This window comes from Williamsia limnetica (assembly GCF_003217475.1).
GTDB lineage: Bacteria > Actinomycetota > Actinomycetes > Mycobacteriales > Mycobacteriaceae > Williamsia > Williamsia limnetica.
On record NZ_QJSP01000005.1, the window covers coordinates 128598 to 153199 of the forward strand.

The following is a 24602-nucleotide window of genomic DNA, read 5'->3' on the forward strand; positions in this document are numbered from 1 at the left end:
GGACCGGTCTCGCAGAAGAGGAGAATCGCCAGTGGTGGAGATGGCCTCGTGGAGTTGACGCTCGTCGGAGTGGTCGCGATCATCGCGATCGTCGCCGTGGCGGTCTTCGCCGGGCGTCTCGGTGTGGCCGCCCCGCTGCTGCTGGTGATCGTCGGCGTCGGCCTCAGTTTCGTCCCCGGGGTCCCGGACCTGGAGGTCCAGCCCGAGTTGATCCTCGCCGGGGTGCTGCCCCCGCTGCTCTATTCGGCGGCGGTGAACATGCCCGCCCAGGACTTTCGCCGCAACTTCAAACCGATCAGCGCACTGGCTGTCGTTCTCGTCCTGGTCACGACCGTCGGGACCGGCTGGTTCTTTCACGCCCTCATCCCCGATATCGGCTGGCCGGCCGCCCTGGCGCTCGGTGCGGTGATCAGCCCTACCGACGCGGTGGCTGCAACGTCGGTCGGCAAGAAGCTCGGCCTGCCCTCCCGGGTGGTGGCGGTGCTCGAGGGTGAGGGCCTGGTCAACGACGCCTCGGCGCTGGTGTTGCTCCGCTCGGCGGTCGCCGCTCTGGGTGGCACGGTCACCCTCTGGGGGGTCGCGGGCGACTTCGTCTTCGCGGTCCTGGCGGCGGTGGTCGTCGGTGCGATCGTCGGCTACGTGAACGTGCGAATCCGTGGTCTGCTGAACGACTCGGTGCTGACCACCGCCATCTCGTTGGTCGTACCGTTCATCGCCTACATACCCGCCGAGGAGGTCGGCGCCTCGGGTGTACTCGCGGTTGTGGTCGCGGGCCTGATCACCGGGCACCTGGGATCGCGATACCTGCGAGCGCAAGACCGGCTCGCAGAGACGACCAACTGGCGAACGCTGGCGTTCTTGCTCGAGGGCGCGGTGTTCCTGTTCATGGGGATGGAACTCAAGAAGGCCGTCGAACAAGTGCAGGAGAGCGAGTTCAGCACCTGGACCGCGGTGGCGATCGGCCTCGTCGCCTCCGCCATCGTGATCGCGCTCCGCATCGCCTTTGTCGGCCCCCTGGTCGGATTGCTCCGCCGCGACACCAGGCGTGCATCCGACGCGGTGTCGCGGCTCGACGACATCCAGGCTCGCCTCGACGCCCGAGAGCCCGACGAGCGGTTCACCCAGCGCAGGCTCGACTACATGGAGACGCGGATGGCCCGGGTCTCCGCCGATCTGGCGTTCCACCTCAACGAGACGCTCGGATGGCGCGGCGGCGTGGTGCTCGGGTGGGCCGGGATGCGGGGCGCGATCACCGTCGCAGCCGCGCAGACCCTGCCCCAGGACACCCCACACCGGCCTCAGCTGATCCTGATCGCCTTTGTCGTCGCGGCGACCACCCTGCTGCTGCAGGGATTCACTCTGCCGAGCGTGATCAGGATGGCGAAGGTGGCCCCGGACGATCCGGAGCGGCTGCGCGACGAGTACTCGCAGCTGGTCACCGAATTGCAGGACGCCGCATCGCAGGCGCTGGCCGACCCAGCGGTGCTCGGTGGGGTGGGTGAGTCGATCCCGGACGTGGTGATCGATCTGGTGCGCGCCGACAGCATCGTCGGCCGGGTCAGATCGAGTCGCGAAGCCGCGGATGAGAAGGCCGCCGACGACAACATGCGAGGCCGCGCGCAGTACTTCGCACTGCGGCTGCTGGTGTTGGCCGCCGAACGCGAGGCGCTGCTCAAAGCCAGAAAGCTCGGTGTCTACAGCTCGCAGTCGTTGACCCACGCGCAGAATCTGCTCGACCTCGAAGAAGCCCGACTCGAGCAACTCGACGACGACGAGTCGGACTGACCCCGTGCAAACCCAGTCAATGCAGGCAAACCCAGCTGCTGCAGCTACTGGTTCTGCCTGATCAGCCTGGGTTTGTGGGGTGACGAACGAACGTCAGTAGCTGGCGTTCGGGTCGACCCGGGCGAGCATGTCATCGCCACCCGCAGCGAAGCGGCGCAGATTTTCCCCGACCCACGGTGCCAGCGTCCGGGTCAGTCCCGACGACGGATTCGCCACGTGCGGGGTGATGATCACGTTGGGCAGATCCCACAGCGGGTTGTCGGCGGCGGGCGGTTCGGGGTCGGTGACGTCGAGTGCGGCGCCCGCGATCTCGCCGTCGATCAGTGCCCGACGCAGGGCGTCTTCATCGACGAGTGGCCCGCGGGCGACGTTGATCAACCACGCGTGTGAGCGCATGGCCGCGAGCGTCTGCGCGTTGATCAGGTGCCGGGTCTCGTCGGTCGACGGAGCCGCGAGTACGACGTGGTCGCACCGCGACCAGACCTCGTCGAGCCGATCGAACGACAACGTCTCCATCGCGCCGTCGACGTCCCTCCCGGAACGGTTCACTGCGATCACCGCGGCACCGCAGGCGGCCAGCCTCGGGATCAAGGAACGGGCGATGCCGCCCGCGCCGATGATGGCGACCGTCGATCCGTGCAGGGAGCGCACCGATGTATCGATGGATTCTTTGTCCCAGTGCCGCAGCACAGCGGTGTTGATCTGGCGAAGGCCGGTCAACAGGAGCGCGAGTGCGTGTTCGGCGACGTTCTCCGCATAGAAGCCCGACGCGTTGGTCCAGATCCTCTTCTCGTCGAGCAAGCCGGCGTCAAGGAACGATTCGATCCCGGCCAGGCGCAATTGCACCCACTCGATGTGATCGGGCAGTGGCTCCGGAAAGCCGGCGACGTCCCCCGTCCACACCAGCACCCGTGCGCCGTCGAGGTCCGTCAACTCGCCCCCGGCAGTGAGAACCGCTTCGGAGATGTACGGGTCGTTGTCCGGGAGCAGGGCAACCGGTATCGGTCCGCCGGATGTCGTGCCGGCAGTCATACAGGCTCCTTCAAGGTGCGGGCGGCAGAGGTCGCCAGTTCATCGGCGATCTCGTTGTACTTGTCGCCGGCATGGCCCTTGACCCACCGCCACTCGACGTCGTGCCGCTCGCACTGGGCGATCAGCTCACGCCACAACTCACTGTTCTTGACGGGCTTCTTGTCCTTCGTCTGCCAACCGTTGGCCTGCCAGCCCGCAGCCCACTTCATGATGCCGTTCCGGACATAGGTGCTGTCGGTGTAGAGGATCACCGTCGACCGCTTGGTGACGGCCTCCAGTCCCTTGATCGCGGCCGTCAGTTCCATCCGGTTGTTGGTGGTCGCGGGTTCGGGTCCGGAGATCCGCTTCTCGTGGTTCTTGTACCGCAGAACTGCGCCCCAGCCACCGGGTCCGGGATTGCCGAGGCATGCGCCGTCCGTCGAGATCTCGACCGGAATGGTCACATCGTTGTCGTCCGCCATGGCGAGAAGGCTACCGTCGCCTCAGGACAAGATGAAGGAGGCCGTGGTGACCATGTTCGACCTACGCGAGCTCGACGCCCCGATCGTCGGCGCACCGATGGCAGGCGGTCCCAGTACACCGGCGCTCGCCGCCGCGGTCAGTGGAGCGGGCGGGCTCGGGTTCCTGGCCGGCGCCTTGCTGGGGGCGGACAAACTCGCCGCGGACATTGCCACCGCGAGGAACCTCACATCAGGCCCGATCGGTGTGAATCTCTTTGTGCCGCAGTTCGACACCGGGCGACCAGAGGAGATCGCCGGCTATGCCGAAGAACTCGCGGAGTTGGCCTCCCAGTTCGCGGTAGAACTCGGCGAGCCCCGCTACACCGACGACGACTACCCGGCGAAGATCGACGTGCTGCTCGACCTCCGACCCGATGTCGTCTCCTTCACCTTCGGCTGCGCGAGTGCCGACGACATCGGCCGGTTGCGGGCCGCAGGGATCACCACGGTGGCAACGGTCACGACTGTGGACGAAACCGAGATGGCCAAGGCCCGCGGAGTCGACGCGTTCGTCGCTCAGGGGCCGGGCGCCGGAGGTCATCGCGGCACGTTCGACCCGCTGGCCGAACCTGCGACAGACTCTCTCGAGGTCCTGCTCGCGGCGGTCCTCGAGCGCTCCGACGTGGTGATCGCGGCAGGTGGGATCGGCACCCCCGAAGACGTCGAACGGGTCGTGGGTCTCGGTGCGGTGGCCGCGCAGGTGGGAACGGCACTGCTGCTGAGCGACGAGGCCGGCACCAACCCGGTGTCGCGAGCAGCGCTGCAGGATAAGCAGTTCACAGAAACCGCTGTCACCAAGTCGTTCTCGGGTCGCTACGCCAGAGGGCTCAAGAATCGGTTCATGGAGAACCACGAGAAGACGGCGCCGCTGGCGTACCCCCAGATCCACTACCTCACCGGTCCGTTGCGCCGAGCCGCGGTGAAGGCGGGCGATCCCCACGCGACCAACCACTGGGCGGGTACCGCCTTCGGCGAGGCTCGGCCCGGTGCCGCCGCCGCGATTGTCGAGGCACTGAGCAGCCGCATCCGTCGATGAGTGAGACAGCTACCGTGTCGCATCCGAAGGGATTGTCTCCCGGCATCTTCGGGGTCGGCTTCGGGCTGGCAGGGCTGTCCGGCACGTGGACGATCACCGCCGCGCACACCGGGTTGCCCGTGGGTGCGGCCGACGCGTTGTGGATCCTCGCGACGATCGTCTTCGTCGTCAACCTCGTCAGGTTCTGCGTCCGCGCGGGTAACCCTGTCCGCTACGTCGAACATTTTCGGCACCCGATCACCGGGCCGTTCGTCTCCTTGGCGCCGGCCACAGCAATGTTGTTGGGAGACCGGCTGTATGCGGAGTTGCCGGGGGTGGGGCGAGGTGTGGTGATCGCGGGCTTCATCGTGGCGGTGGTGTTGGCGCTCGGCTTCATCCACAACGTGCTGCTCGGAATGGGTTCGATCGAAGAGTTGCACTCGGGTCATCTCCTGCCGATCGTCGCGGCCGGATTCGTCGGCGCGCAGTCGCTGGCGACCATCGGAGCGCCGAACACGGCGATCGGGGTCTTCGGTGCAGCGGTCCTGGCCTGGTTCTTCGTCGGTGCAACCCTCGTGGCCAGGCACGCCTTCTTCGCGCCCCTGCCCGATGCGCTGATACCTACGATGGCGATCTTCGCGGCCCCACCCGTGGTCGGGGGCAACGCATGGTTTGCGATCACGGCGCCGGACAGCCCGGACGACAGGGTTCAGATCGCGCTCCTGGGCATCGCGGTGCTGCTCATCGGCAGTCAGTTGATGCTGCTGCCGCGGTACCGCAGAGTTCCCTTCTCCCTGGGGTTCTGGTCGTTCACGTTCACGGCCGCTGCGGCCGCGACGTACGGAATCCACTGGCTGGCGCTGACGCACCCTCCGGGCGAGGTCGCCTGGATTTGGCTGCTCTTCTCGGCGGCGACACTGATCGTGGGCGGTGTCGCGGTACGGTCGCTGGCGCTGCTGCGGCCGAATCGTCAGACGTAGCCGCGGAGATGGTCGACGATCAACTCGGGGACGAGATGGTCGTCCTGCCCGTTGCTCCGGTCCGGGAAGTCGAACACGGCGAGCATCATCTGCATCGGATAGGTCGGTGGGTCGGGGCAGCGTCGGATGAACTCGTCGTCGACGAAGAAGCTCACGGACTCCGGAGTCCAGTCGACCGCATACGTATGGAACTGGGTCACGTCGATGGGAAGCGGTTGTGCGACGAAGTCGTCGAGCAGGTCCGGGTCGCGAAACGGATGCAGACCTGTACCGACCGCTGCCGATGGCTGCGAAGTGACCGTGTCCCCGAAGATTTCGGCGACGCAGATCTCGCCGCTGCGGGCTGGGATGTCTTCCAATCCGACCATCCACCAGGCGAACATCGACCTCGGGGAGATGGTCGCGCGCATCCTCATCTCGAGGTAGCCGCCCGACGGGGTCCAGCCCGCGAACTCCGGCTGCGCCTCATGGACGACTGCGCCCTCGTACGGAGGTTGCTGCCCCGCGGTGCCGCCGACAGGGCCGGAACCGTTGCCCGACTGCACACCCGAGACCCGCAGGGGCGCATGACTGTCGGCGAGCCATCTCCGTTGGTGCACAGGGATGCTGAGGCGCAGACAGGAATCGCTGATCGAGTACGTCGCCGCGGTCTCGGAGCGGGAACTCCAGGCCGGCAGGTAGTGGGGTAGCCAGATACCCGGGTCGAGCTCGGGGCCGTCGAACTCTTCGGCGAAGACCAGGGTGCGGCCATCGGTTCGTCGGGACGCGGGACGGTTGCCTGTCGATGAGTTGCCGGTCACGAACGACTACTGTCCGTCTGTGGAACCCTCGGTTCCACCGAGTGCGTGACCGCGGTTGATCTCGTGTCCGTGCTCACCCGCCTCGTACACGGCGAGCTGCTTTCGGAGTTCCTCGGTCTCACCGATCGGTTCCGCATCTTCGAAAGGAAAAGTCATCAGTCCTCGCAGGTGGTGAGTGCTTCTGGACTCCACCGTACGTCTACCGACCCTGCTCATGTGCCCGACTCACAGGATGGACTGACCACCACCCGTCCGGCAGCGACTCGCTGGTGCTACTGCAAGTTGCTGCGCTCGCTCTAAGATGCAGCAATGAGCCCGAGCCCCCGCCGCCCCTCCGGCGACAATGTGGGATCTCGCCGCGATCGGGCACTCAGTTTCAGTCGCCAGTGGATCCGGGCACCGGGAGCGCTGGTGCCGTCCGCAGCGCTGGTCATCGATCACCGCATGATCAGACCGTTTGATCCCGCCGGACTGGGTTTGGCGTGTGTGAGCAGGTGGAGCGACGATGCCGCGCCGTTGCCCACCGCCAGTCACCTCGCTCTCGACCTCAGCGACGAGTCCGCGATCACGCTGACCTACCTCGCGCACAAAGATGACCACGAAGCCTCACTAGTGCACTGGGGATTCCACGACGCCCACCCGGCGGCCTGGCTATCGGCGCTGACCACTGACGATCGCGCGCTGCTGGTGGTCGGCGACAGCACCGCCATCTCCCAAGCGCAGACACCGCCGGCGACCACGCTGGCCCTGACCAACGTGTGGGCAGGCATCATCGGCTGCAGCGACACCTGCGTCATCCAAGCCGCTACCCCACACGCGGCCTGCGCGCGGCATTCCCCGCGTCGCAGCCCTCCGTGGTCAGTCGCGGCCGGACTCTGAGCTGCTGTCGCAGTAACGATCTCGACGATGGTGCTCGGTGCCCCGTCTCGGGTCCTCGTCGAGCACCACGACTCGGAGATAGACCATCTCTCAGCAATTGCCGCAATTCGCCAGAGCAGAATTGCTTTGGCAGCGTGTGCTTGCCCTAGCCCGGAACGCTGACTGCGCGGCAGCTCGCGCGGCGACGCCAGGTCCTCACGCAACCGTGATCGAAACAGCGGATCGATCGGGTGCCTCCTCGGGGTCGGTCTGTTTTCTGGCGATGAGCGCACCGAATCGCTCGTAACTGAAGATGGTGCAGAGGTAGAACACGATGTCGGCGACGAACTTTGCGGCAATCCAGCCGGCCATGGTGCTGCCCAGTACTATCGGACCGACGTAGAAGGCGAACGGCCGGACGGCGAGTGAGTCGACCGCCTCCGCAGGGCCGAACTCGACCAGCAGACTGCGCATGGCGAGCACAACTGAGACCAGCCCGCGGGCTGCCCCCCGACGGGTGGAATCCGCCCGGTGGTAACACCGGGTGGCCGTACCGAATGCGATGGCGTAGTAGCCGATCGATGCCCCGACCGTCCCGGCAACTGCAGCGGCAGCCAGCGAACCGGTGGTCCAGTACGCCAATGCGGCACCGCCGAATTCGCCCACTGTTCCGGCAATTTCACAAGGAAGGTATCTGCGGATCCATTCTTTGAACTTGGCGCGGCGTCTGGGCGTGAGGTCCATGCAGCAAACCCTGCCCGTCGCACGGGTGCCGGCACACGCGTAGTGCGCTACCTCAATCAGGCGCCGGTCAGGAGGCGCTGCGTGGGTAGAACTTCCGTGCTCAGGTGATCAATCGTGGGATGAGGCGGACATAGACGACCATGCCGATCACCTCGACGAGCGTCTGGGTGACCACGACGACTGCGGCGATCTCGAAACCGGCAGGCAGGGCCAACGCCAGCGGCAACACGACCAGTGAGTTACGGGTGGCACCGCTGAAGACAAGCGCCCTCCGGCCTCCGGTGTCGAGACGGAAGGCAGTCGCCAGAGCGGATCCGAGCAGCGCCATCACCACCAGGAACGCAACGTAAAAGGGCACCACGGACGCGACATCGGAGAGATTGCCGTCGAGTGCGGGGATCTGCGAGGCCACGACCACGAACAACACCGCTGCCATCAAGGGGACCATCGTGGTGTTCGCGGCCTCGGTGAAGCGGGAGCCGGCCCGTGTGCGCGCCGCCCACCATTGGGTGGCCCAGGCCAATGCCAGCGGGACCACGATCAAAACCACGAACGCCACCACGAACGGCCGCACCTCGACGACGTCGGCCAGCTCTGCACCGAGGAAAAGCCACAGGAACATTGGGAGCAACGCCATCTGGGCAACGAGCAACAGTGGGGTGGCCGCGATCAAGCGGGTGCTGCTACCGCCGGCCAATCCCGAGAACACGATGACGTAATCAACGCACGGGGACAGCAATACCAGCAGCACACCGACCTGAATGGCTTGCTGCGCAGGCAACAGTGCGAACATCACCGCCACCACCAAGGGCACGGCCACGAAATTGATCACGAGCAGCGCTGAAAGAAATCTGGTGTCCCGCAGTGCTTTGCCGAGGTCGGCAACCGGCACCTGGAGAAAGGTGACGTACAACAGCGCCCCGAGAAGCGGATTGATCGCGTACTCGAGGACGGAGCCGAGATCAGCTGCCGCCCAGCCTACTGCGGCCCAATCTGCGACGGCCCAATCTGCGACGGCCAAACCTACTGCGGCGCCGGCGACGATGGAGATCAGATAGACCGCTACCTGGTGTCGTTCGAGCCGGTCGACCACACCGTTCACGTCAGGGGGTCACCAGGACCGAGCACTCCGCATGATGGATGAGGCTCTGGCTGACCGAGCCGAGGATAGCGCCGGAGAGTTTGCCGTGGCCTTTGCTGCCGACCACCACCAACTGGGCTTCTTTCGACAAATCCTTGAGGCCCTTGGCCGGCCCGACGTCGGTGTAGACCTTGTGGACGTGGGCGCCGGGGAACTCCTTGCGTAGCGGAGCGACGATCTCGTCCAGCTTCTCTTCCTGCGTCGATTGCAGCAGGTGCAGCAGATTCCAGTCGACAGGACCTTCGCCGTAACCGAGGCCGACGGCGGGGCCGGTCTCCCACATGTGTGCGACGGTCAGTGGCGCTCCGAGAACTTCGGCCGTCGCGAACGCGGCCCGCAAAGCGCGCAAGGAGTTGTCGGATTCATCGACACCCACCACGACCGGGAGAGGCTTGCCCGTACGCGTCGCTTCGGACTCTCGCCAGACGAGTACCGGGCACGTGGCCTGGTTGACGATGCGGATGACGTGACCGCCGAGGATGAGATCACTTGCTGCACTTGACCAATGAGAACCGATGACGATGAGCCGGGCGGTGTCCGATGCCACCGCGAACGCTTTGGCCGCCGCCTCGTTGACGATCCGTCTCGTCATCGGCAGATCGGGATGGGACGCGCGGATCTCGGCTTCGGCGGCGTCGAGTTTCTTGTCGCCGTCCGTGGCGAGCTCATCGGCAAGCGCCTCCGGACTGAACACCATCGCATTGGCGAAGTACCACTCGAGGCGAGGGATGGCGTGCAGCAACTCAAGGGGTGAGCCGCTCTTGGCGGCGAAGTCCGCGGCCCAGCGTGCTGCGCCGAGCGCCGCCTCCGACCCGTCGATACCCACGATCACCGCGCGTGTGTCGGTACTCATCTCACGTCCTCGTCTCTGGCGACCGGGTGTCGTCATCGTCTTGGCGATCCCTGGTGTTCGGCGCTCACCGAACTGGACATGACAGTACCGGTGGCCGCTCCACGCTTCGGCTCACATCACGTTAGTCCGGAGTTCACCACCCATTCACCTGCTTGATCGCTGTGACCAGAAAACGGCTATCAATGATGCGAAGTTCTCTGGACAGCTGGATAATTGAGGTATGACCATCACAGGCAATGACCTACCGGCCGGGCATGCCGAGATTCTCGACTTCGCCCGACGCTGGTACCCGTACGGCGGCGGGACCGCCGAAGACATCCTCGTCGAGTTCGGCATCGGCGAACGAGAGTACTTCCGCCGGCTCAGCGGGATCCTCGACGACGATGCCGTCGTGGACCTGGATCGCCCGACCTTCGCGGCGATGAAACAGGTCGCCACAGATCGACTGGCGACTCAGCAACAAGCGTAGGACCCGCAGTATCCGCGGGAATCCACGCCACAAACCGGGTCGAATCGGGTCCACCGTGTCCCCCTCACCTGTGGAGTGCGAGGCGGCCGCTACCGTGCGAGCGGGGGGAATGTCCGAATCTCGAATCGTCACGGAAGGCCCCATGAGTAACAAGTCTCTGCCCGCACTGGTCGATGTCGCCTGGCTGCAGTCCCATCTCGACGACGCCGACGTGGTGGTCGTCGACGCCACCACCCACCTGCCGATCCCGAAGGACGGCCCGTACGTTCCCGAATCCGGACGTGCCACGTACGAAGCCGAACACATCCCCGGGGCGCTCTTCGCGGAGTTGCTGACCGATTTCGCCGACCCCGACGCAGAGCAGGCCTGGACTGTACCGAACTCAGAGCGGTTCGCTGACGCGGCCGGCGCCCTGGGTATCGGACCGGGAGCGAAAGTAGTCGTTTACGACCAGTCCGCAGGCTTCTGGGCGACCAGGCTGTGGTGGCACCTGCGGCTCGAAGGTTTTGACGAAGTCGCGGTGCTCGACGGTGGGATCGCAGCATGGAAAGCGGCAGATCTACCGGTCACCGATACGCCGTCGACCGCGACGCCGCGGGAGTTCATAGCCGCACGCCGTCCGGAACTGCTGCGGTCGACCGAGCAGATCCGCGCCGCCCTCGACGACGACTCGACCATCCTCGTCAACGTTCTGGACGAACCGACCTACCGCGGCGAAACCACCACCTACGCACGCAACGGTCACATTCCCGGCAGCATCAACGTGCCGGTTGCGGGTGTACTCAACGCGGAGAAAGGTGGTTTCAAGTCTGTCGCAGAACTCCGCGAAACGTTCGAGGCCGCAGGCCTCCTCGACACCGAGAAGACCATTGTCACCTACTGCGGCGGGGGAATCGCGGCGACCGGTGTGGCTCAGGCGCTCTCGCTCGTCGGCCGCGACGACGTCGCAGTCTATGACGGTTCGATGACCGCCTGGGCGGCTGATCCCGAGCTACCACTGGTCACGGGTGAATCACCGCGCCCGAGCTGAATCTGCCCACGCACGTTCACTGTCCGTCGGTGGTGCCTTCGCTGCCACCGACGGCGTGATCGCGTTCGCCGCCCGCACCTTCCTGGGCCGCTTCGTAGACGTCCTTCTCCTCGTCTTTCTCAGCGGTCTCGCCGACGGGCTCTTCGTTCTCATGCGGGAAGGTCATTGGTGCAGCGTGCCCGGACGGGACCGTCGCCAAACTAAACGGTCACGCCGCGGTTGTTCAGCCAGATCTGGGGATCGATCTTGGAGCCGTCGGTGTCCCACACCTCGTAATGCAGGTGGGGTCCGGTCGACTCGCCTTCGTTACCGACGGTGGCGATCTGCTCGCCGGCCTTGACCTGCTGTCCGGCGGTCACGAAGCTCTGGTCGACATGGCCGAAGACGCCGATGGTGCCGTCGTCCTGCAGGACCCGGACCCACGTCCCGAAGCCGCTGGCCGGCCCGGATTCGAGGACTGTTCCGTCGGTGACCGCGTAGACCGGCGTACCGATCTCGTTGGCGATGTCCAGCCCGTAGTGGGTGGTGCCCCAGCGGGCGCCGTAGCCCGAGGTCAGCGTGCCCGATGTCGGAGCTGCCGTGGTGGGTGCGCCGGGGGTCGACAGATCCGGCGGGAGCAGATCCTGCACCAGGTCGTCGAGGGGGGCCGGCAGCGTCAGGTCGGACGGCAGGGTCAGTTCCGGCGGCAGCGCGGGCAGCGGAGGAAGTGCCGGTAGAGCGGGCAGCCCCGGGATCCCGGCGTTGACAGGGGCGGCAGGGGTGTCGGCGGAAGCCTGCGCGGCCCCGCCCACAGACAATCCGATCACTCCGGCGACAGCGGCCACAGCGCCCGCTTTGGCCGTCGTCGGGACCACGCCGGTTCGTGCGGCGCGATGCTGTGCGCCACGACTTGCGGATGGGGTCTGGACCAGTACTCTGCGTTGAGCGCTGCCTGGTTCCGCGACGGACTCCGTCAGACAGATGCCACGCTCCCACGGGGCCAACTGGGCGCGCGTGAGGCCTGGTATGACCTGGCGGCTCGATGACGCAGGGGCCGCGACGGGCGCCTGAAGGTAGGGGGCGGGTGCTGTCAGGCGGTGTCGAGCCACAAGTAGGTCCTTTTGTCAGAGGCAACGTTTTGGTATCAGCGAGGACACGGAAAGGTTACTACGGACATTATCCGGTCCGTAGGCGGGTCTCACGGAAACCGGCATACCGGTCAACCTTCCGTAAACTACAAAGCGTCTTGGTTGTCGTGAATGAGGAGCGTGCCCGGTGTCCGAACGCCATCGGAGTTCAGATGGTCAGATCAGTCGGCGGGGGTTGCTCATCGCAGGCGGTGGCGCGCTGGCGGCAGCGCTGGCCGCGTGCGCAAGCGGAGGGTCCACGACGCAGAAGTCGTCGACACCGCCGCCGGTGCCCGAGGCGCGGGTGACTTTCGAACCACCGGCCGCCACCGTCGGTTTTGACCCGGTGGGGGCGGTGTTGGTCAGTGTCGTCGACGGCACGCTCGTCGACGTGGTCATGACCAACGACGAGGGTCGGGTGATCCCCGGTGTGATGACTCCCGACACATTGGCGTGGAAGCCCGATACCCCCCTGGGCTACGCCAAGACCTATCAGTTGCAGGCGACCACGCGCGACGCTGCCGGTCGTACCCGCTCGGTGACGAGCACGTTCAGCACCGTCGAACCGAACAACCTGACGATGCCCTCGTTCGTCACCACCGGCGGGGGAGCGATGCGGGATGGTGCGACCTACGGGGTCGGGATGGTCACCGTGGTCCACTTCGACGAGCCGATCACCGATCGCGTGGCCGCACAGAAAGCACTGTCGGTGGAGACCGAACCTGCCGTCGAAGGTCAATGGAACTGGGTCGACGACCAGAATGTGCACTGGCGCCCGAGGGAGTACTTCACACCGGGCACCAAGGTCACCGCGCGCGCGATGGTCTACGCCATCGATCTCGGTGATGGCCTCTACGGACAGGACGACGCCATGTGCTCGTTCACCATCGGCGATTCGCATGTCTCCATCGCCGACGACACCACCAAGCAGGTGGGTGTCTACATCAATGGAGAATTGGTGCGCACGATGCCGACCTCGATGGGCCGGGGCGGGACCGAGACGGTCAACGGGAAGACCATCCACTTCTGGACCCAGTCGGGTACCTACACCGTGCTCGACAAAGCCAACCCGGTGATCATGGATTCCTCCACGTACGGTCTGCCGGTCAACTCACGTCTGGGTTACCGCGAGACCATCAACTGGGCCACCCGCATCAGCAACGACGGTATCTACCTACATCAGTTGGAAGACACCATTCCTCAGCAGGGCAACACCAACATGTCGTCCGGATGCCTCAATCTGAACCCCGAGAACGCCAAGTGGTTCTACGACCTCGCGGTCACCGGCGACGTCGTCGAAGTCCGCAACACCGGCGGGCCCGCGCTGGAGCTGTGGCAGAACGGCGACTGGGGCGTGCCCTGGGAGACCTGGACCGCCGGGAGCGCGCTCTGACTGATCGTTCGGCGACCAGCAACAGTGCCCCGACCGCGTGGTCGGGGCACTGTCACTCCTGGTACGACATGGAGGCCTACTCGGCCATCACGTCCGAATCATCGTGCGTGACACTCTCTTTCCCTCCGGGCAGAAAGTAGTAGCCCAGGCAGACAATGCCGAAGAACAGGTAGCCCAGCGCCACTTCGGGCGCCGCATTCCACGCGACCTCAGGCGCGTGGATGAGACCGATGAACGAGAGCACCGCCCCGACGGCCGACGCGATGGCTGCGTAGAGGAACTTCTTGTCGATGATGAAGGTGACCATCGTGCCGAGAACGAGTCCGACCAGAACCGCTCCCTCGCCGAACACCTTGAGACCCTCGTATACGACGCCGGCCCCGTTGAGCGACTCCATCCCGACGTCGTTTGCAGTGGTACCTGCGGCCGCGAGGGCGTTGTCGATGAGCCCGTGTGCCCACTGCGCGAGGTTCGGCAAGATCGCCGCGACCACCGCGATGGCGTGGATCCGTGGCACCGCCTGAAAAGCCTGCGCACCGATCAGCAGGCCTATGTACAGCAGGATCGGCACGATCGCCGGTACCGGAAGTATCGAGTCGAGAACACCGAAAAGCCCTAAGAAGCAGAGCAGTCCGATGGCGACACCGCTGGCGAGTGAGTAGCTCGCGCGGCCTCCGGCGTCTTTCCAGCCGGGATGGCCGATGTACACCGCAGGCGGGAACGGCGAACCGAAACCGGCACCGACGATTGCGCCGGCACCGTCGGCCAGCAGCACGCTGCGCAGGTTGTAGTTGTCGCCGGCCGCGGCGGCGCTCTCGACGTTGCTCATCGCTTCTGTGAAGTTGTAGACGCCCAGCGGGATCGCGGTGCCGAGAAGTGGTGCGAGGTCCTTCAATCCGTCGAACAGCATGTCGAAGCGCTGATCCGGGACGCCGACCGCGATGTCACTGACGGCGTCGCCGACAGCCGGGGCATCCATGAAGCCGCCGGCCCAGCCGATGGCCGTGCCGACGAGCAGGGCGGCCAATCCAACGGGAATGTTGCCCGGCAGGCGCACATTGGTGAAGAAGCCGACCAAGATGATGGCGAGAACCGGCAGGCCGATCCAGGCGGCCTCGTACATCTGGGCTGCGGGCCGCATCGAGATGAACGTGATCGAGATGCCGGCCAGGGTGCCGAGCATTGCTGCGCGAGGGGTGATCTTACGGATGTACGGTCCGACGAACGCGCCGATCATGACGATGACGCCGATCATGAACGCCCACGCAAGACCCGCCTGCCAGGCGGCGATCGCGTCGTCGGTGTTCAGGTAGACCGGCAGCATCACCACGAACACCACGATGAACATGTGCGGGACGCTGGGGCCGTACGGCAGTGCGGTGACGTCGGTCCGGTTCTCTTTCTGCCCCAGGCGTCGTGCCAGCCAGGTGTAATAGAGATTGCCGAGAATCAATGCGACACCGAGTGCGGGGAGCACCGTTCCCAGCACGTCGCCGGGAGACACGCTGACCACACCGATCATCAACCCGGTGAGGGTCAAGACGTTCACCAGGATGTTGAATCCCAGGCCGAAGAAAGCGTTGGTATCACCGCGGGTCCACCACGGGATCTTCACGGGCTCGGGTGTCGGGAGTGGGACTTTTTCGTTGACTTCGGTACTCATGGAGGTGTTCCTGTCAGCTCTGGGAGGCGGGGACTGGGTCGACGGGTAAAGCGGCAATGGCGGGGATGACCGCCGCGGAATCGGCGACCCAGCCGAAAATTCCACCTTGCGCACTGATCATTTCCAGGCCGATGCGCTGAAACTCCGGGAAGTACGAACCGACACAGTCGGATACCACAAGGCACTCGTATCCGCGGTCGTTCGCCTCCCGGGTGGTGGTGTGCACGCACACCTCCGTTGTGACCCCGGTGACGAGCAGCTGCGTGATGCCCGCCTCGGTGAGGATCTGCTGCAGGTCGGTGGCGTAGAACGCCCCCTTCCCGGGTTTGTCGATGACGACCTCTCCGTCGATGGGTGCGAGTTCGTCGATGATGTCGTGGCCGTACTCGCCGCGGATCAGGATGCGGCCGTATTCACCCGGGTCGCCGATCCGCTTGGATGGCGCGCCGCGTCTGAGTTTTGCTGGTGGACAGTCGGATAGATCGGGTACGTGGCCTTCCCTGGTGTGGATCACCGGCATCCCGGCCGCGCGGGCGGCGGCGATGAGGTCGGTCAGTGGAGGTACCACCTTCAGGAGCATGTTCACGTCGTTGCCGAGGCTTTCACCGAAACCGCCCGGCAGGATGAAGTCGCGCTGCATGTCGATGACGATGAGTGCTGTCTTGCCCGCGATCAGCGGGAACGGTCCAGGTGTTGCCTCGACAGGGGATGGTGCGGTGGGGGATTCGGTCATGAATGCTCCTGGGTGAGGTTGGTTGACGCCGGATGGTGGTGCTGCGCATCGGCGGGCAGCGGGGATGGATTGCGGGGTTCGTCGAGGAATCTCGCGGCGAGCGTGAGCACCGTGTCGTCGGACAGCGCCGGCCCGAGGATCATCACGCTCAGCGGTCGGCCGTCGGCCGCATGACCGACCGGAACTGCGACCCCGGTGAGGTCGAGGAGGTTTCCGAAGTGCGTGTAATGCCCCAGCATCGTGTTGCAGTCGATGGGCCGCGCGAGCACCTCGTCGACGGTGAACGTGGTACCTATCGTCGGGACCACCAGCACGTCCATGTCCTCCCAGAGCCGGGTCACCTCGGCCTTGAGGTCCTGGAGCTTCTGCTGTGCGGCAAAGGCGTCGACGGCGGTGTACTCCTCGCCGCTGCGGAGGATGTCGCGGACCACCGGAAAAATCGAATCAGGCTCTGCTGCAAGGAAGTCGGCGAACTCGACGAGACGCTCGGCGACCCACGGTCCCGAGTAGAGCAGTGCGCCTGCGGCCAGGAACGGAGCCAGCGGCGCATCGACGATCGTCTCCGTGCGGTGGATGCGATCGCGGAAACCCAGATGGGCGGCTCGCATCTCGTCGTCGCCGAAGAAGTCGAGTTCATCGGAAGCGGGCAAGCCCACCCGGATGGTTCGGCCGTCGTGGCGGGGGCCACGGTCGCGGGACCAGGAGTCGCGGGTGTCGCGGGCGACCACCACGTCGAGTACCCGGTCGGTGTCGTCGATGGACCCGGCCATCACGGTGATGCAATCGAGTGATTTGCACGCCGGGACGAGTCCGACGGTGCTGATCAGCCCGCGGGAAGGTTTGAAACCCACGACACCGTTGAGAGCGGCGGGAACTCGGCCGGAACCCGCGGTGTCGGTGGCGACAGCGAAGGGCACCTGTCCCAGGGCCACGGTCAGTGCGGAGCCCGAACTCGAACCGCCAGAGATCATCTCGTTGCCGTACACGCTCCTCGGCACCGTGTACGGGGTTCGGGTCCCGTTGAGACCGGTAGCGAATTGGTCGAGGTTGGTCTTGCCGACGTACAGGGCACCGGCGTCGAGTAGTCGCTGCACCACCGGTGCAGTCGCCTCAGGGATGTAGGCGTAGTCGGGGCAGGAAAGCGTGGTCGGGACGCCCGCGACATCGATGCTGTCCTTGACTCCGAAGGGGATGCCGTAGAGCGGGAGGGTGCGGGCGCCCGGTCGTTGTTCGATCGCCTCGGCCGCGGCGAGGAGTTGCTCCCGCGGCACCGTTGACAGCCAGGTCCCGTCGTCGCCCCTCGCGGCGATTGCATCGGCCACCCGAGCCGCAGTCTTGGTCGGGGAGCCGCTGCCGCTCGCATGGGACTGCAGGATCTCCGCCACCGAGGGGCCGATCGAGGGCCCGGTGCCGTTGCATCGAAAGTCATAGTGTCGATTGTCGACAGAATCGTGCCAACCGCGGAACGGCTGTGTGTCGTTTGTGTTAGCTGTTGCTCTCCAGCCCGAGATAAGCCAGTTGTCCGTGGTTTTTGGCTGCAGCGACCGCAATTCGCGAATCGTTGGTTTCCAGTGCTTCGAGAATCCGCTGGTGCCGGCGGATACCGTCGCTCGGGTCATGGACCCGGGCTTCGTTGCGCAGATTGATCGCCATCGGCAGCTGCAACTTGAGCAGCACGGGCTCCATGGCGATGTCCAGCTGACGATTCCCGGCCAGACCGACGACCGCCGCGTGGAATCGACGATGCGCGTCGTCCTTTTCCAGGTCGTCGTCGCGCTCACTCGCGGTGCGCATGTCATCGAGCGCCTGGCGGACCGGATCGAGAGCGGTCTCGACGTCGGCGAGCGGGAGAGCCGACTCGATGGCGTGCCGCTCGAGGATGCTGCGCAATTCGAACAGTTGCAGAATGTCCTGCGGTGACCATTCGGTGACGCGGGAACCGCGCCGGGGTATGTGTTCGACAAGGCCTTGTTGGCCGAGGAGCCGCAGCGCCTCACGCAGCGGTGCCCGGCTGATGCCCAGACTCGCGCAGAGCTGCTCTTCGACGATCTTGTCGCCGGGTTTCAACGAGCCCGACAGAATCGCATCACGCACGCGGCGGCCGGCGACGTCGACCAGGCTGACCGGAAGTCCCTGTTCGTCGAGCGATCCTCTAGCCAAGGCCACGCCGATCTCGTCCTCTCTGTCAGGGCACTGACGCCGGTGGGGATTTTGTCGACAATCCTAGTCGGACGCTCGTGCCCCTCGCAGTCCACGCCTCGCTACAAACTCTTACCTCTGACGTCATCGCCGCGGGGGGCCTCCGGCGAGCACGATTGGTTGACCAACCGAGACAACAGGAGATGACGATGACACAAGCGGAACTCAGCACCGTGGACACGCTGGTCGAGAGGTACCTCACCGCGTGGAACGAGACAGACCCACAGGTTCGTCGTGAGTTGGTCGGCGCCCTGTGGGCAGCCGACGGGGTCTACACCGATCCGTTGGCATCGGTCACCGGGGCAGACGCCATCGATCAGGTGATCGCAGGCGCGCAGAAGCAATTTGCCGGTCTGTTGTTCGTCCGCGGCGACGTACTCGACGCCCACCACAACATCGCCAGGTTCACCTGGGAGCTGGTGGCAGAGGTGGGCGCCGACCCGTTGGTGGTCGGATTCGACGTCGCCGTCGTGGACGACGACGAGAAGATCACCGCCGTCTACGGGTTCATCGACAAGATGCCGGGCTGAGACGAAGCGCTAGGTGATGCTGACGCCGCCATCGACCACGATCGTCTGGCCGGTGACGTATCCGGATGCCGGCGAAGCCAGCCAGATGGCGGTGGCGGCGAGCTCCTCGGGGTCGCCGGTCCGGCTCAGCACCAGCCGCGGACCCATGGCCTGGAGGTAGCCGTCGGGGTAGGTGTCTGTCATCTCGGATTTGAAGAACCCGGGAGCGATGGCGTTGACACGGATGCCTTTACGGCTACCCCACTGCTGGGCAAGATCGCGGGTGAGGCCCGAGATGGCGGCCTTGCTGGCCGAGTAGGCGGCCTGGGGGAGACCCGCGGTGGTGATGCCGAGGATGCTCGAGATGTTGATGATCGAGCTTCCCGGTTGCATCACCCGGCCGGCGGCCTGTGCGGCCCAGTACGAGCCGTTCAGGTTGATGTCGACAACCGCGCGGAACTCGTCCGGTGTTTCCCGGGTCGCCGGAACCGCGGTGCCCACGCCCGCGTTGTTGATGAGCACGTCCACCTGCCCGAACTCGGCCATCGCGGCTTCGACGAGTGCGGTCGCCTGATCGGGTTGGGAGATGTCGGTGACCACCGAAAGCGCAGTGCCGCCGACCGATTCGACAAGGGACGCGGTCTGCTCGAGCCGGTCGGGGCGGCGTGCTGCCAGCACGACGCGGGCGCCTGCCTCGGCGAAACCCTTGGCGAAGGCGACGCCCAGTCCGGACGAGGCGCCGGTGACGATCACCACCTTGTCGTCGATCCGAAAACGGTCGAGCACACTCATGTCCAGCTCCTCAGCGTTGATGATCCGGCGTTCGATGGTTCGGGGCCGATCATAGGCGCCAGGGGAACTCGTGCGGACATAATGCCGGTAGGAGCGAGAGGGAACAACGATGACCGACCGACAGCGCTATCTCTTCGGTGATCTGCTGCGTCAGTGGCGGATGTCGAGGCGGGTGCCCCAGCTCGAACTGGCCTCGGCGGCCGACGTCTCGGCGCGCCATCTCAGTTTCTTGGAGACGGGTCGATCGGCGCCGAGTCGCACCATGGTGCTCAAGCTCGCCGACCATCTCGACGTGCCGTTGCGTGAACGCAACCAACTCTTGCTGGCAGCGGGTTTCGCACCTACATACGGCGAATCATCGCTGGAGGGTGAGCGGATGACGATGGTAAGGAGTGCATTACGTCAGGTCCTCGCCGCAACCGAGCCGTATCCGGCACTCGCGGTCGATCGGCACTGGAATCTGGTGGACGCCAACGCCGCGGTTGCGGCGTTCACTCGAGATGCGCCTGAGGACCTGCTGGTGTCGCCGTTCAACGTCCTGAAGTTCAGCCTCGATCCGCGAGGTCTCGGCGGCCGGATCATCAACCTCGGGCAGTGGCGGACGCACCTGTTCGAGCGTCTCGACCGGCAGATCCGGGTGACGGGGGATCCACAGTTGACGTCGCTGCTTGCCGAACTCAAGGCGTTCCCGGCGCCGGATACGGACGAAGAGGACGCTCAGATGTCGGGTGATGTTGCCGTGTACATGCGGCTTCGCGCTGATGACCAGGAGTTGTCGTTCCTCAGCACCGTCACCACCTTCGGGACGCCCCTGGATGTGACGGTGGACGAACTCAGCGTCGAGAGTTTTTATCCGGCCGACGACAAGACCGCGGAGTATCTGCGTCGACTTTTGCCGTGAGAAGAGGGAATGACCGCGGTGGGACAGAGGTTATGTCGATGACACGAGAGAGGCGGATCACATGGCACAGGCCCGATTGATTCCCGACGACACGCATCCGATCACCGTAGAAGCGAGCACCGGTCAGGTCCGGGTGCGGGCCGGCGAGACCATCGTCGTCGACACCGCGAAGTCGCTTGTCCTGCAGGAATCGACCTACCCGCCGGTGGCATATGTCCCGCTGGCGGCGATAGATCCCGCGCTGCTCCGCCCCAGCGACACCGAAACCTACTGTCCGTACAAGGGCAATGCCTCCTACTACGACCTGATCACACCCGACGGGGTGATCGAGGACGCAGCGTGGACGTATGCAGAGCCCTACGACGCCGTCTCGGACATCGCCGGGCACCTGGCGTTCTATCCGAGCAAGGTCGTCATCACCATTTCTTGATCAGAAGCCGCCTGCGACCTTCACGACGGCGCGACCGGAGAACTTGCCTGCCCGCACCTGGTCGATGATCCCGACGACGTCTTTCACATCGACCTCTGTGGTGACATCGGCGAGGTGGCGGGGTACGAGCGAGGTCCCGAGCTTCTCCCACAACGCTCGCCGCGGTTCGATGGGCATCTGCACCGAGTCCATCCCGAGGAGGGCCACCCCACGCAGGATGAAGGGCAAGACCGTCGTCGACAGTCCCGGACCGCCGGTCAACCCACTGGCCGCCACCGCTCCGCCGTACCTGACCGAGCTGAGGACGTCCGCCAGTGTCGCGCCTCCGACGCAGTCGACGGCCCCGGCCCATCGCGTCTTGCCCAGAGGTCGGGGCTTGGCATCGGGGTCTTCCGGTAGCCGCCCGATCACCTCGGCAGCCCCCAGAGCGCGCAGACGGTCGACGGCTTCAGCTTTTCCGCTGGACGCGACGACCTCGTAGCCTGCACCCGCCAACAGGTCGATGGCGACAGAACCGACGCCGCCGGTCGCGCCCGTCACCAGGACAGGCCCGTCGCCGGGAGTGAGGCCGCGTTCGATCAGCGCCTGCACGCTCATGGCGGCAGTGAACCCTGCGGTGCCGATGGCAGCTCCATCGTGCGGGGAGATGGCCCCGAGTGCGACCACCCATCCGGCCGGTACCCGCGCGTATTCGGCGTAACCGCCGTGGCGTCCGGTGCCGATCTCGTAGCCATGGGCCAGCACCAGATCGCCGACCGCGAAGTCAGGTGACTGCGACTCCACCACCTCGCCGGTCAGATCGATGCCGGGGACGATCGGATAATCGCGTACCACCCCGCCCTTCGGCGTCAGAGCCAGCGCATCTTTGAAATTCACGCTCGAATACAGAACCCGGATGGTCACGTCGCCGTCAGGAAGCTGTGCCGGGTCGAGACTTTCGACCGCCGTCACGATTCGATCGTCATCCTGCCGGGCCATCAACGCTGAGAACTTGTCCATGGATCCACGGTAGAGGACGGGCAATCGCACGGTAGAGGACGGGGAACCCGCGGCAGAGGACGGGGAATCACAGTAGAGGGCGCGGGATCGACGTGCGGTTCGGCCGGATGGTCCCTTGATCGGATGAACTTTCGCCGAACGTGGGGATGGTTGGTCCCGGCAAGCGCCGGCTGGCAGCATTGCCTCTGAACCGACCCGAAAGGATCGAGATGCGAGCTCCGCTCACGATCGCTCCCTCACCGGACACTGCAGATCCGCGACGTCTGAGCGCAATCGCGTCCGTGGGGGACCAGACGGTGCGGTTGGCGACCACCGCGAATGTTCCGCTGGCACAGGATTCCACCCCGTGGGTGCCCCCGGCGGCGCTGGTCGGGATGCGGACCGGACGGGATGCGGTGGTGTACGGCGACGTCAGTGAACACGCGGTGGACGGCTGCAGCGGTGCGATGTCGTTGTTGAGAAGCTGGTACCCGGAGCGCATGGTGGACGTCGACATCACAGCACCGATGTCCGTACCGTCTACCGATACCGGTGGACGCGGGGTCGGGGCGTTCTTTTCCGGTGGTGTCGATTCGTATTACACGACCCTCAAGCACCTGGACGAGATCACACATCTGATCTTCATCCACGGCTTCGACATCGACCTGTGGAACGAGGACCTCGCCGAGCGGACCCTTGTCGCGATGCGGAAGTCGGCGGCCGATCTGGGCAGACCACTCATCGAAGTACGAACCGATGTTCGCGTGTGGCTCGACGGTAACGGTGTCGATTGGGGGCCCGAGGGTTTCGGCCCACTTCTTGCGCATGTGGGGTTGGCGTTGTCGAATGTTGTCGCCAAAATCTACATTCCGGCGAGCAATACCTCAGCCGACCAGAAGCCCAACGGGAGCCATCCCGATCTGGACCCGCGCTGGTCGAGCGATGCCGTCTCATTCGTGCACGACGGCCTCGAGGCGACACGCGCGGCAAAGGTCAAACTCTTCGTCGACAGTGATGCGGCGATGCGGCACTTGCGCGTGTGCTGGTGGAACGGGAAGAACGACTACAACTGTGGTGCGTGTGAGAAGTGTGTGCGGACAATGCTCAATCTCTATATCGCCGGCGGACTCGAGCGCTGCACGACGCTGCCGGACCGGATCCCGGTGCAGGCCATCGACAATCTGTATCTCAACAAGTCCGCGAAGACCTTTGTGGCGGAGAACTTGGCAGAGCTGAAGGCGGCGGAGGTCGAAGACCCCGAGTTGGAGGCAGCGCTGCAGCGGGCGCTCGATCGTTCCGAGTTCCGCAACCAACTCAATGCTGCTCGGACGATCCCGACAGGGTTGCGGAACATCGCCACCCCACAGTTCTTTCGGTTCTGGTTCAGCCGGATCCGCCCACCCGCGAACGAACACCTGAAAGGAAGTCGATGACCGGCCAGACCCACGCCCCGCTGACTGTCGTTCCCTCACCCGACAGCGCGGATGCACGGAGGATCAGTGCGCTTGCGACCGTTGGTGATCGAACCGTCCGCCTGGCGACCACGGCGAACGTTCCGCTGGCGCTCGATTCGACCGCCTGGCTCGCGCCGGCGACGCTCGCCGGGATGCGCCTCGCCCGTGACGTGGTGGTGTACGGTTCCGTCGACAGTGAGGCCGTAGCGGCCGCTGCTCAGGCGAGATCGGTACTGCACGAGTGGTTTCCTGATCAACTGCGTGAAGTCGCGGTCGACGCGCCGATGTCGACCACGAGCAGCGATGTGGCCCCGCGCGGGGTCGGTGCCTTCTTCTCCGGTGGTGTCGATTCGTACTACACGGCTCTCAAACATCTGGACGAGATCACTCACCTGATCTTCATCCACGGTTTCGACATCGACCTCACCAACGAGGATCTCGCGGAGCAGACCAGGGCAGCACTGCGCAAATCTGCGGCGGACCTGGGCAAGACATTGATCGAGGTGCGCACCGACCTCCGGGGGTGGCTGGACTCCCACGGCCTACAGTGGGGCTACCAGAGCCACGGCGCGTTGCTTGCCCATGTCGGGCACGCCTTGTCGACGGTGGTGGGAAAGATCTATGTGCCTTCGAGTTTCACCGTCGACGATCTACACCCGTGGGGCACCCATCCCGATCTCGACCAACACTGGTCGGGTTCGGACGTCCGCTTCGTCCACGATGGGGTCGAGGCCAGTCGGCCGGTGAAGATCAGGTTGTTCGTCGACAACGATGCCGCCATGCGAAATCTCCGAGTGTGCTGGTGGAACGGCAGCAACGAGTACAACTGCGGGGAGTGTGAGAAGTGCGTGCGCACCATGCTCAATCTCTATCTCGCCGGTGGGCTGGAACGCTGCGCAACGCTGCCGCACGTGGTGTCGCCGAAGTCGATCGAGCGCCTGCACTTCCCGCCCAGTGCGCGGCCGTTCCTCGTGGAGAATCTCGAGGACCTGCGCGCGAGCGACGTGGACAACCCTGAGCTCGAGGCCAGTCTGCAGCGGGTACTCGATCGACCCGCTCTGGAGAACAACCTCAAACTCTCTCGGAACCTCGTGGTGGGTGTGCGCAACATGTTCACTGCCCAATTCGTCCGCTACGTCGTCAGCAAGTACAGGCCGACTGCGAACACCCAGTATCTCGAGGCCTGAGGCCTCCGGGAGCAAACAGACGGCCGCGATCCGAAGTGCTCGGATCGCGG

The 24602-nt window shown here is 65.2% G+C and carries 27 protein-coding genes; 12 read left to right on the forward strand and 15 right to left on the reverse strand.

Annotated features, from left to right (window positions below; all coding sequences use genetic code 11):
- Window positions 1-48 precede the first annotated feature (48 nt).
- Entirely contained in the window at window positions 49-1785 is a 1737-nt protein-coding gene (locus tag DFR67_RS09865; protein WP_110469358.1) for a cation:proton antiporter, read from the forward strand.
- Window positions 1786-1878: 93 nt separating this feature from the next.
- Here the strand turns inward: DFR67_RS09865 and DFR67_RS09870 are convergent, their stop codons facing one another.
- Together DFR67_RS09870 and rnhA are read right to left on the reverse strand one after the other, a co-directional pair.
- On the reverse strand, window positions 1879-2817 hold the full coding sequence (locus tag DFR67_RS09870) for a D-isomer specific 2-hydroxyacid dehydrogenase family protein (protein WP_110469359.1): 939 nt from the start codon (window positions 2815-2817) through the stop codon (window positions 1879-1881).
- The gene (gene rnhA / locus DFR67_RS09875) at window positions 2814-3278 is read right to left on the reverse strand and encodes a ribonuclease HI (protein WP_084893143.1); all 465 of its coding nucleotides are present in this window, start codon (window positions 3276-3278) and stop codon (window positions 2814-2816) included. Before rnhA ends, DFR67_RS09870 begins: the two co-directional genes overlap by 4 nt.
- 52 nt (window positions 3279-3330) lie before the next feature.
- Here rnhA and DFR67_RS09880 point away from each other — a divergent pair, with 52 nt between their 5' ends.
- Both DFR67_RS09880 and DFR67_RS09885 read left to right on the forward strand, forming a co-directional pair.
- Complete coding sequence (locus tag DFR67_RS09880) at window positions 3331-4353, forward strand: nitronate monooxygenase (RefSeq protein WP_425451266.1); 1023 nt, start codon at window positions 3331-3333, stop codon at window positions 4351-4353.
- Window positions 4350-5312 carry an SLAC1 family transporter gene (locus DFR67_RS09885; protein WP_110469360.1) on the forward strand — a complete coding sequence of 321 codons (963 nt, stop codon included), beginning with the start codon at window positions 4350-4352 and terminating at the stop codon, window positions 5310-5312. The genes DFR67_RS09880 and DFR67_RS09885 overlap by 4 nt, the downstream gene beginning before the upstream one ends.
- On the opposite strand, the gene DFR67_RS09890 is transcribed toward DFR67_RS09885, so the two are convergent.
- Entirely contained in the window at window positions 5303-6112 is an 810-nt protein-coding gene (locus DFR67_RS09890; protein WP_211324990.1) for a glycoside hydrolase family 16 protein, read from the reverse strand. The two genes, DFR67_RS09885 and DFR67_RS09890, sit on opposite strands and share 10 nt — an antisense overlap.
- Before the next feature lie 6 nt (window positions 6113-6118).
- Window positions 6119-6268, reverse strand: a complete 150-nt coding sequence (locus DFR67_RS30765) for a hypothetical protein (protein ID WP_170135210.1) — start codon at window positions 6266-6268, stop codon at window positions 6119-6121.
- Between the two features lie 153 nt (window positions 6269-6421).
- Between DFR67_RS30765 and DFR67_RS09895 the strand changes: the two genes are divergently transcribed.
- Window positions 6422-6991 carry a hypothetical protein gene (locus tag DFR67_RS09895; protein WP_146240413.1) on the forward strand — a complete coding sequence of 190 codons (570 nt, stop codon included), beginning with the start codon at window positions 6422-6424 and terminating at the stop codon, window positions 6989-6991.
- A 195-nt stretch (window positions 6992-7186) separates the two neighbouring features.
- On the opposite strand, the gene DFR67_RS09900 is transcribed toward DFR67_RS09895, so the two are convergent.
- From DFR67_RS09900 to DFR67_RS09910, 3 genes are all read right to left on the reverse strand, one after another.
- A complete protein-coding gene (locus DFR67_RS09900; protein ID WP_110469362.1) occupies window positions 7187-7714 on the reverse strand; it encodes a hypothetical protein in 528 nt (175 codons plus the stop codon).
- Window positions 7715-7814: 100 nt separating this feature from the next.
- On the reverse strand, window positions 7815-8816 hold the full coding sequence (locus tag DFR67_RS09905) for an arsenic resistance protein (RefSeq protein WP_110469363.1): 1002 nt from the start codon (window positions 8814-8816) through the stop codon (window positions 7815-7817).
- A gap of 1 nt (window position 8817) precedes the next feature.
- The gene (locus DFR67_RS09910; RefSeq protein ID WP_110469364.1) at window positions 8818-9708 is read right to left on the reverse strand and encodes a universal stress protein; all 891 of its coding nucleotides are present in this window, start codon (window positions 9706-9708) and stop codon (window positions 8818-8820) included.
- Window positions 9709-9928: 220 nt separating this feature from the next.
- On the opposite strand from DFR67_RS09910, the gene DFR67_RS09915 reads away from it, so the two are divergent.
- Both DFR67_RS09915 and DFR67_RS09920 read left to right on the forward strand, forming a co-directional pair.
- A complete protein-coding gene (locus DFR67_RS09915; RefSeq protein WP_110469365.1) occupies window positions 9929-10177 on the forward strand; it encodes a DUF3263 domain-containing protein in 249 nt (82 codons plus the stop codon).
- Between the two features lie 142 nt (window positions 10178-10319).
- Window positions 10320-11207 carry a sulfurtransferase gene (locus DFR67_RS09920; protein WP_110469366.1) on the forward strand — a complete coding sequence of 296 codons (888 nt, stop codon included), beginning with the start codon at window positions 10320-10322 and terminating at the stop codon, window positions 11205-11207.
- A 16-nt stretch (window positions 11208-11223) separates the two neighbouring features.
- Here DFR67_RS09920 and DFR67_RS30770 read toward each other — a convergent pair whose 3' ends face one another.
- Window positions 11224-11373: a hypothetical protein gene (locus DFR67_RS30770; RefSeq protein ID WP_168176696.1), complete on the reverse strand. Its 150-nt coding sequence runs from the start codon at window positions 11371-11373 to the stop codon at window positions 11224-11226.
- A gap of 34 nt (window positions 11374-11407) precedes the next feature.
- Complete coding sequence (locus DFR67_RS09925) at window positions 11408-12061, reverse strand: M23 family metallopeptidase (RefSeq protein WP_245937856.1); 654 nt, start codon at window positions 12059-12061, stop codon at window positions 11408-11410.
- Between the two features lie 400 nt (window positions 12062-12461).
- Here DFR67_RS09925 and DFR67_RS09930 point away from each other — a divergent pair, with 400 nt between their 5' ends.
- Window positions 12462-13706, forward strand: coding sequence for a L,D-transpeptidase (locus tag DFR67_RS09930; RefSeq protein ID WP_425451265.1), 1245 nt, complete (start codon window positions 12462-12464; stop codon window positions 13704-13706).
- A 76-nt stretch (window positions 13707-13782) separates the two neighbouring features.
- On the opposite strand, the gene DFR67_RS09935 is transcribed toward DFR67_RS09930, so the two are convergent.
- The 4 genes from DFR67_RS09935 to DFR67_RS09950 form a co-directional block, all read right to left on the reverse strand.
- The gene (locus DFR67_RS09935; RefSeq protein WP_110469367.1) at window positions 13783-15369 is read right to left on the reverse strand and encodes a SulP family inorganic anion transporter; all 1587 of its coding nucleotides are present in this window, start codon (window positions 15367-15369) and stop codon (window positions 13783-13785) included.
- Between the two features lie 13 nt (window positions 15370-15382).
- Window positions 15383-16102, reverse strand: coding sequence for a cysteine hydrolase family protein (locus DFR67_RS09940; RefSeq protein WP_110469368.1), 720 nt, complete (start codon window positions 16100-16102; stop codon window positions 15383-15385).
- Complete coding sequence (locus tag DFR67_RS09945; RefSeq protein ID WP_211324991.1) at window positions 16099-17487, reverse strand: allophanate hydrolase; 1389 nt, start codon at window positions 17485-17487, stop codon at window positions 16099-16101. Before DFR67_RS09945 ends, DFR67_RS09940 begins: the two co-directional genes overlap by 4 nt.
- A 100-nt stretch (window positions 17488-17587) precedes the next feature.
- Window positions 17588-18268 (reverse strand): GntR family transcriptional regulator, encoded by a 681-nt coding sequence (locus DFR67_RS09950; protein WP_110469369.1) that lies wholly within the window; start codon window positions 18266-18268, stop codon window positions 17588-17590.
- A 182-nt stretch (window positions 18269-18450) separates the two neighbouring features.
- Between DFR67_RS09950 and DFR67_RS09955 the strand changes: the two genes are divergently transcribed.
- A complete protein-coding gene (locus DFR67_RS09955) occupies window positions 18451-18831 on the forward strand; it encodes a nuclear transport factor 2 family protein (protein WP_110469548.1) in 381 nt (126 codons plus the stop codon).
- A gap of 9 nt (window positions 18832-18840) precedes the next feature.
- On the opposite strand, the gene DFR67_RS09960 is transcribed toward DFR67_RS09955, so the two are convergent.
- Complete coding sequence (locus DFR67_RS09960; protein WP_110469370.1) at window positions 18841-19602, reverse strand: SDR family NAD(P)-dependent oxidoreductase; 762 nt, start codon at window positions 19600-19602, stop codon at window positions 18841-18843.
- Window positions 19603-19711: 109 nt separating this feature from the next.
- On the opposite strand from DFR67_RS09960, the gene DFR67_RS09965 reads away from it, so the two are divergent.
- Complete coding sequence (locus tag DFR67_RS09965; protein ID WP_110469371.1) at window positions 19712-20503, forward strand: helix-turn-helix domain-containing protein; 792 nt, start codon at window positions 19712-19714, stop codon at window positions 20501-20503.
- Window positions 20504-20564: 61 nt separating this feature from the next.
- Window positions 20565-20933 (forward strand): DUF427 domain-containing protein, encoded by a 369-nt coding sequence (locus tag DFR67_RS09970; RefSeq protein ID WP_110469372.1) that lies wholly within the window; start codon window positions 20565-20567, stop codon window positions 20931-20933.
- Here DFR67_RS09970 and DFR67_RS09975 read toward each other — a convergent pair whose 3' ends face one another.
- Window positions 20934-21932, reverse strand: a complete 999-nt coding sequence (locus DFR67_RS09975) for an oxidoreductase (protein ID WP_110469373.1) — start codon at window positions 21930-21932, stop codon at window positions 20934-20936.
- A 209-nt stretch (window positions 21933-22141) separates the two neighbouring features.
- On the opposite strand from DFR67_RS09975, the gene DFR67_RS09980 reads away from it, so the two are divergent.
- Both DFR67_RS09980 and DFR67_RS30480 read left to right on the forward strand, forming a co-directional pair.
- Entirely contained in the window at window positions 22142-23344 is a 1203-nt protein-coding gene (locus DFR67_RS09980; protein WP_146240414.1) for an adenine nucleotide alpha hydrolase family protein, read from the forward strand.
- A complete protein-coding gene (locus DFR67_RS30480; RefSeq protein WP_158539938.1) occupies window positions 23341-24552 on the forward strand; it encodes an adenine nucleotide alpha hydrolase family protein in 1212 nt (403 codons plus the stop codon). The genes DFR67_RS09980 and DFR67_RS30480 overlap by 4 nt, the downstream gene beginning before the upstream one ends.
- Window positions 24553-24602 lie beyond the last annotated feature (50 nt).

Coding starts and splice junctions, on each gene's coding strand:
- DFR67_RS09880 (WP_425451266.1), top strand. CDS start 3,331: ATGTTCGACCTACGCGAGCTCGACGCCCCGATCGTCGGCGCACCGATG.
- DFR67_RS30765 (WP_170135210.1), bottom strand. CDS start 6,268: ATGACTTTTCCTTTCGAAGATGCGGAACCGATCGGTGAGACCGAGGAA.
- DFR67_RS09915 (WP_110469365.1), top strand. CDS start 9,929: ATGACCATCACAGGCAATGACCTACCGGCCGGGCATGCCGAGATTCTC.
- DFR67_RS09920 (WP_110469366.1), top strand. CDS start 10,320: ATGAGTAACAAGTCTCTGCCCGCACTGGTCGATGTCGCCTGGCTGCAG.
- DFR67_RS09970 (WP_110469372.1), top strand. CDS start 20,565: ATGGCACAGGCCCGATTGATTCCCGACGACACGCATCCGATCACCGTA.
- rnhA (WP_084893143.1), bottom strand. CDS start 3,278: ATGGCGGACGACAACGATGTGACCATTCCGGTCGAGATCTCGACGGAC.
- DFR67_RS09935 (WP_110469367.1), bottom strand. CDS start 15,369: ATGAGTACCGAAGTCAACGAAAAAGTCCCACTCCCGACACCCGAGCCC.
- DFR67_RS09900 (WP_110469362.1), bottom strand. CDS start 7,714: ATGGACCTCACGCCCAGACGCCGCGCCAAGTTCAAAGAATGGATCCGC.
- DFR67_RS09955 (WP_110469548.1), top strand. CDS start 18,451: ATGACACAAGCGGAACTCAGCACCGTGGACACGCTGGTCGAGAGGTAC.
- DFR67_RS09980 (WP_146240414.1), top strand. CDS start 22,142: ATGCGAGCTCCGCTCACGATCGCTCCCTCACCGGACACTGCAGATCCG.
- DFR67_RS30480 (WP_158539938.1), top strand. CDS start 23,341: ATGACCGGCCAGACCCACGCCCCGCTGACTGTCGTTCCCTCACCCGAC.
- DFR67_RS30770 (WP_168176696.1), bottom strand. CDS start 11,373: ATGACCTTCCCGCATGAGAACGAAGAGCCCGTCGGCGAGACCGCTGAG.
- DFR67_RS09965 (WP_110469371.1), top strand. CDS start 19,712: ATGACCGACCGACAGCGCTATCTCTTCGGTGATCTGCTGCGTCAGTGG.
- DFR67_RS09960 (WP_110469370.1), bottom strand. CDS start 19,602: ATGAGTGTGCTCGACCGTTTTCGGATCGACGACAAGGTGGTGATCGTC.
- DFR67_RS09870 (WP_110469359.1), bottom strand. CDS start 2,817: ATGACTGCCGGCACGACATCCGGCGGACCGATACCGGTTGCCCTGCTC.
- DFR67_RS09975 (WP_110469373.1), bottom strand. CDS start 21,932: ATGGACAAGTTCTCAGCGTTGATGGCCCGGCAGGATGACGATCGAATC.
- DFR67_RS09940 (WP_110469368.1), bottom strand. CDS start 16,102: ATGACCGAATCCCCCACCGCACCATCCCCTGTCGAGGCAACACCTGGA.
- DFR67_RS09910 (WP_110469364.1), bottom strand. CDS start 9,708: ATGAGTACCGACACACGCGCGGTGATCGTGGGTATCGACGGGTCGGAG.
- DFR67_RS09895 (WP_146240413.1), top strand. CDS start 6,422: ATGAGCCCGAGCCCCCGCCGCCCCTCCGGCGACAATGTGGGATCTCGC.
- DFR67_RS09885 (WP_110469360.1), top strand. CDS start 4,350: ATGAGTGAGACAGCTACCGTGTCGCATCCGAAGGGATTGTCTCCCGGC.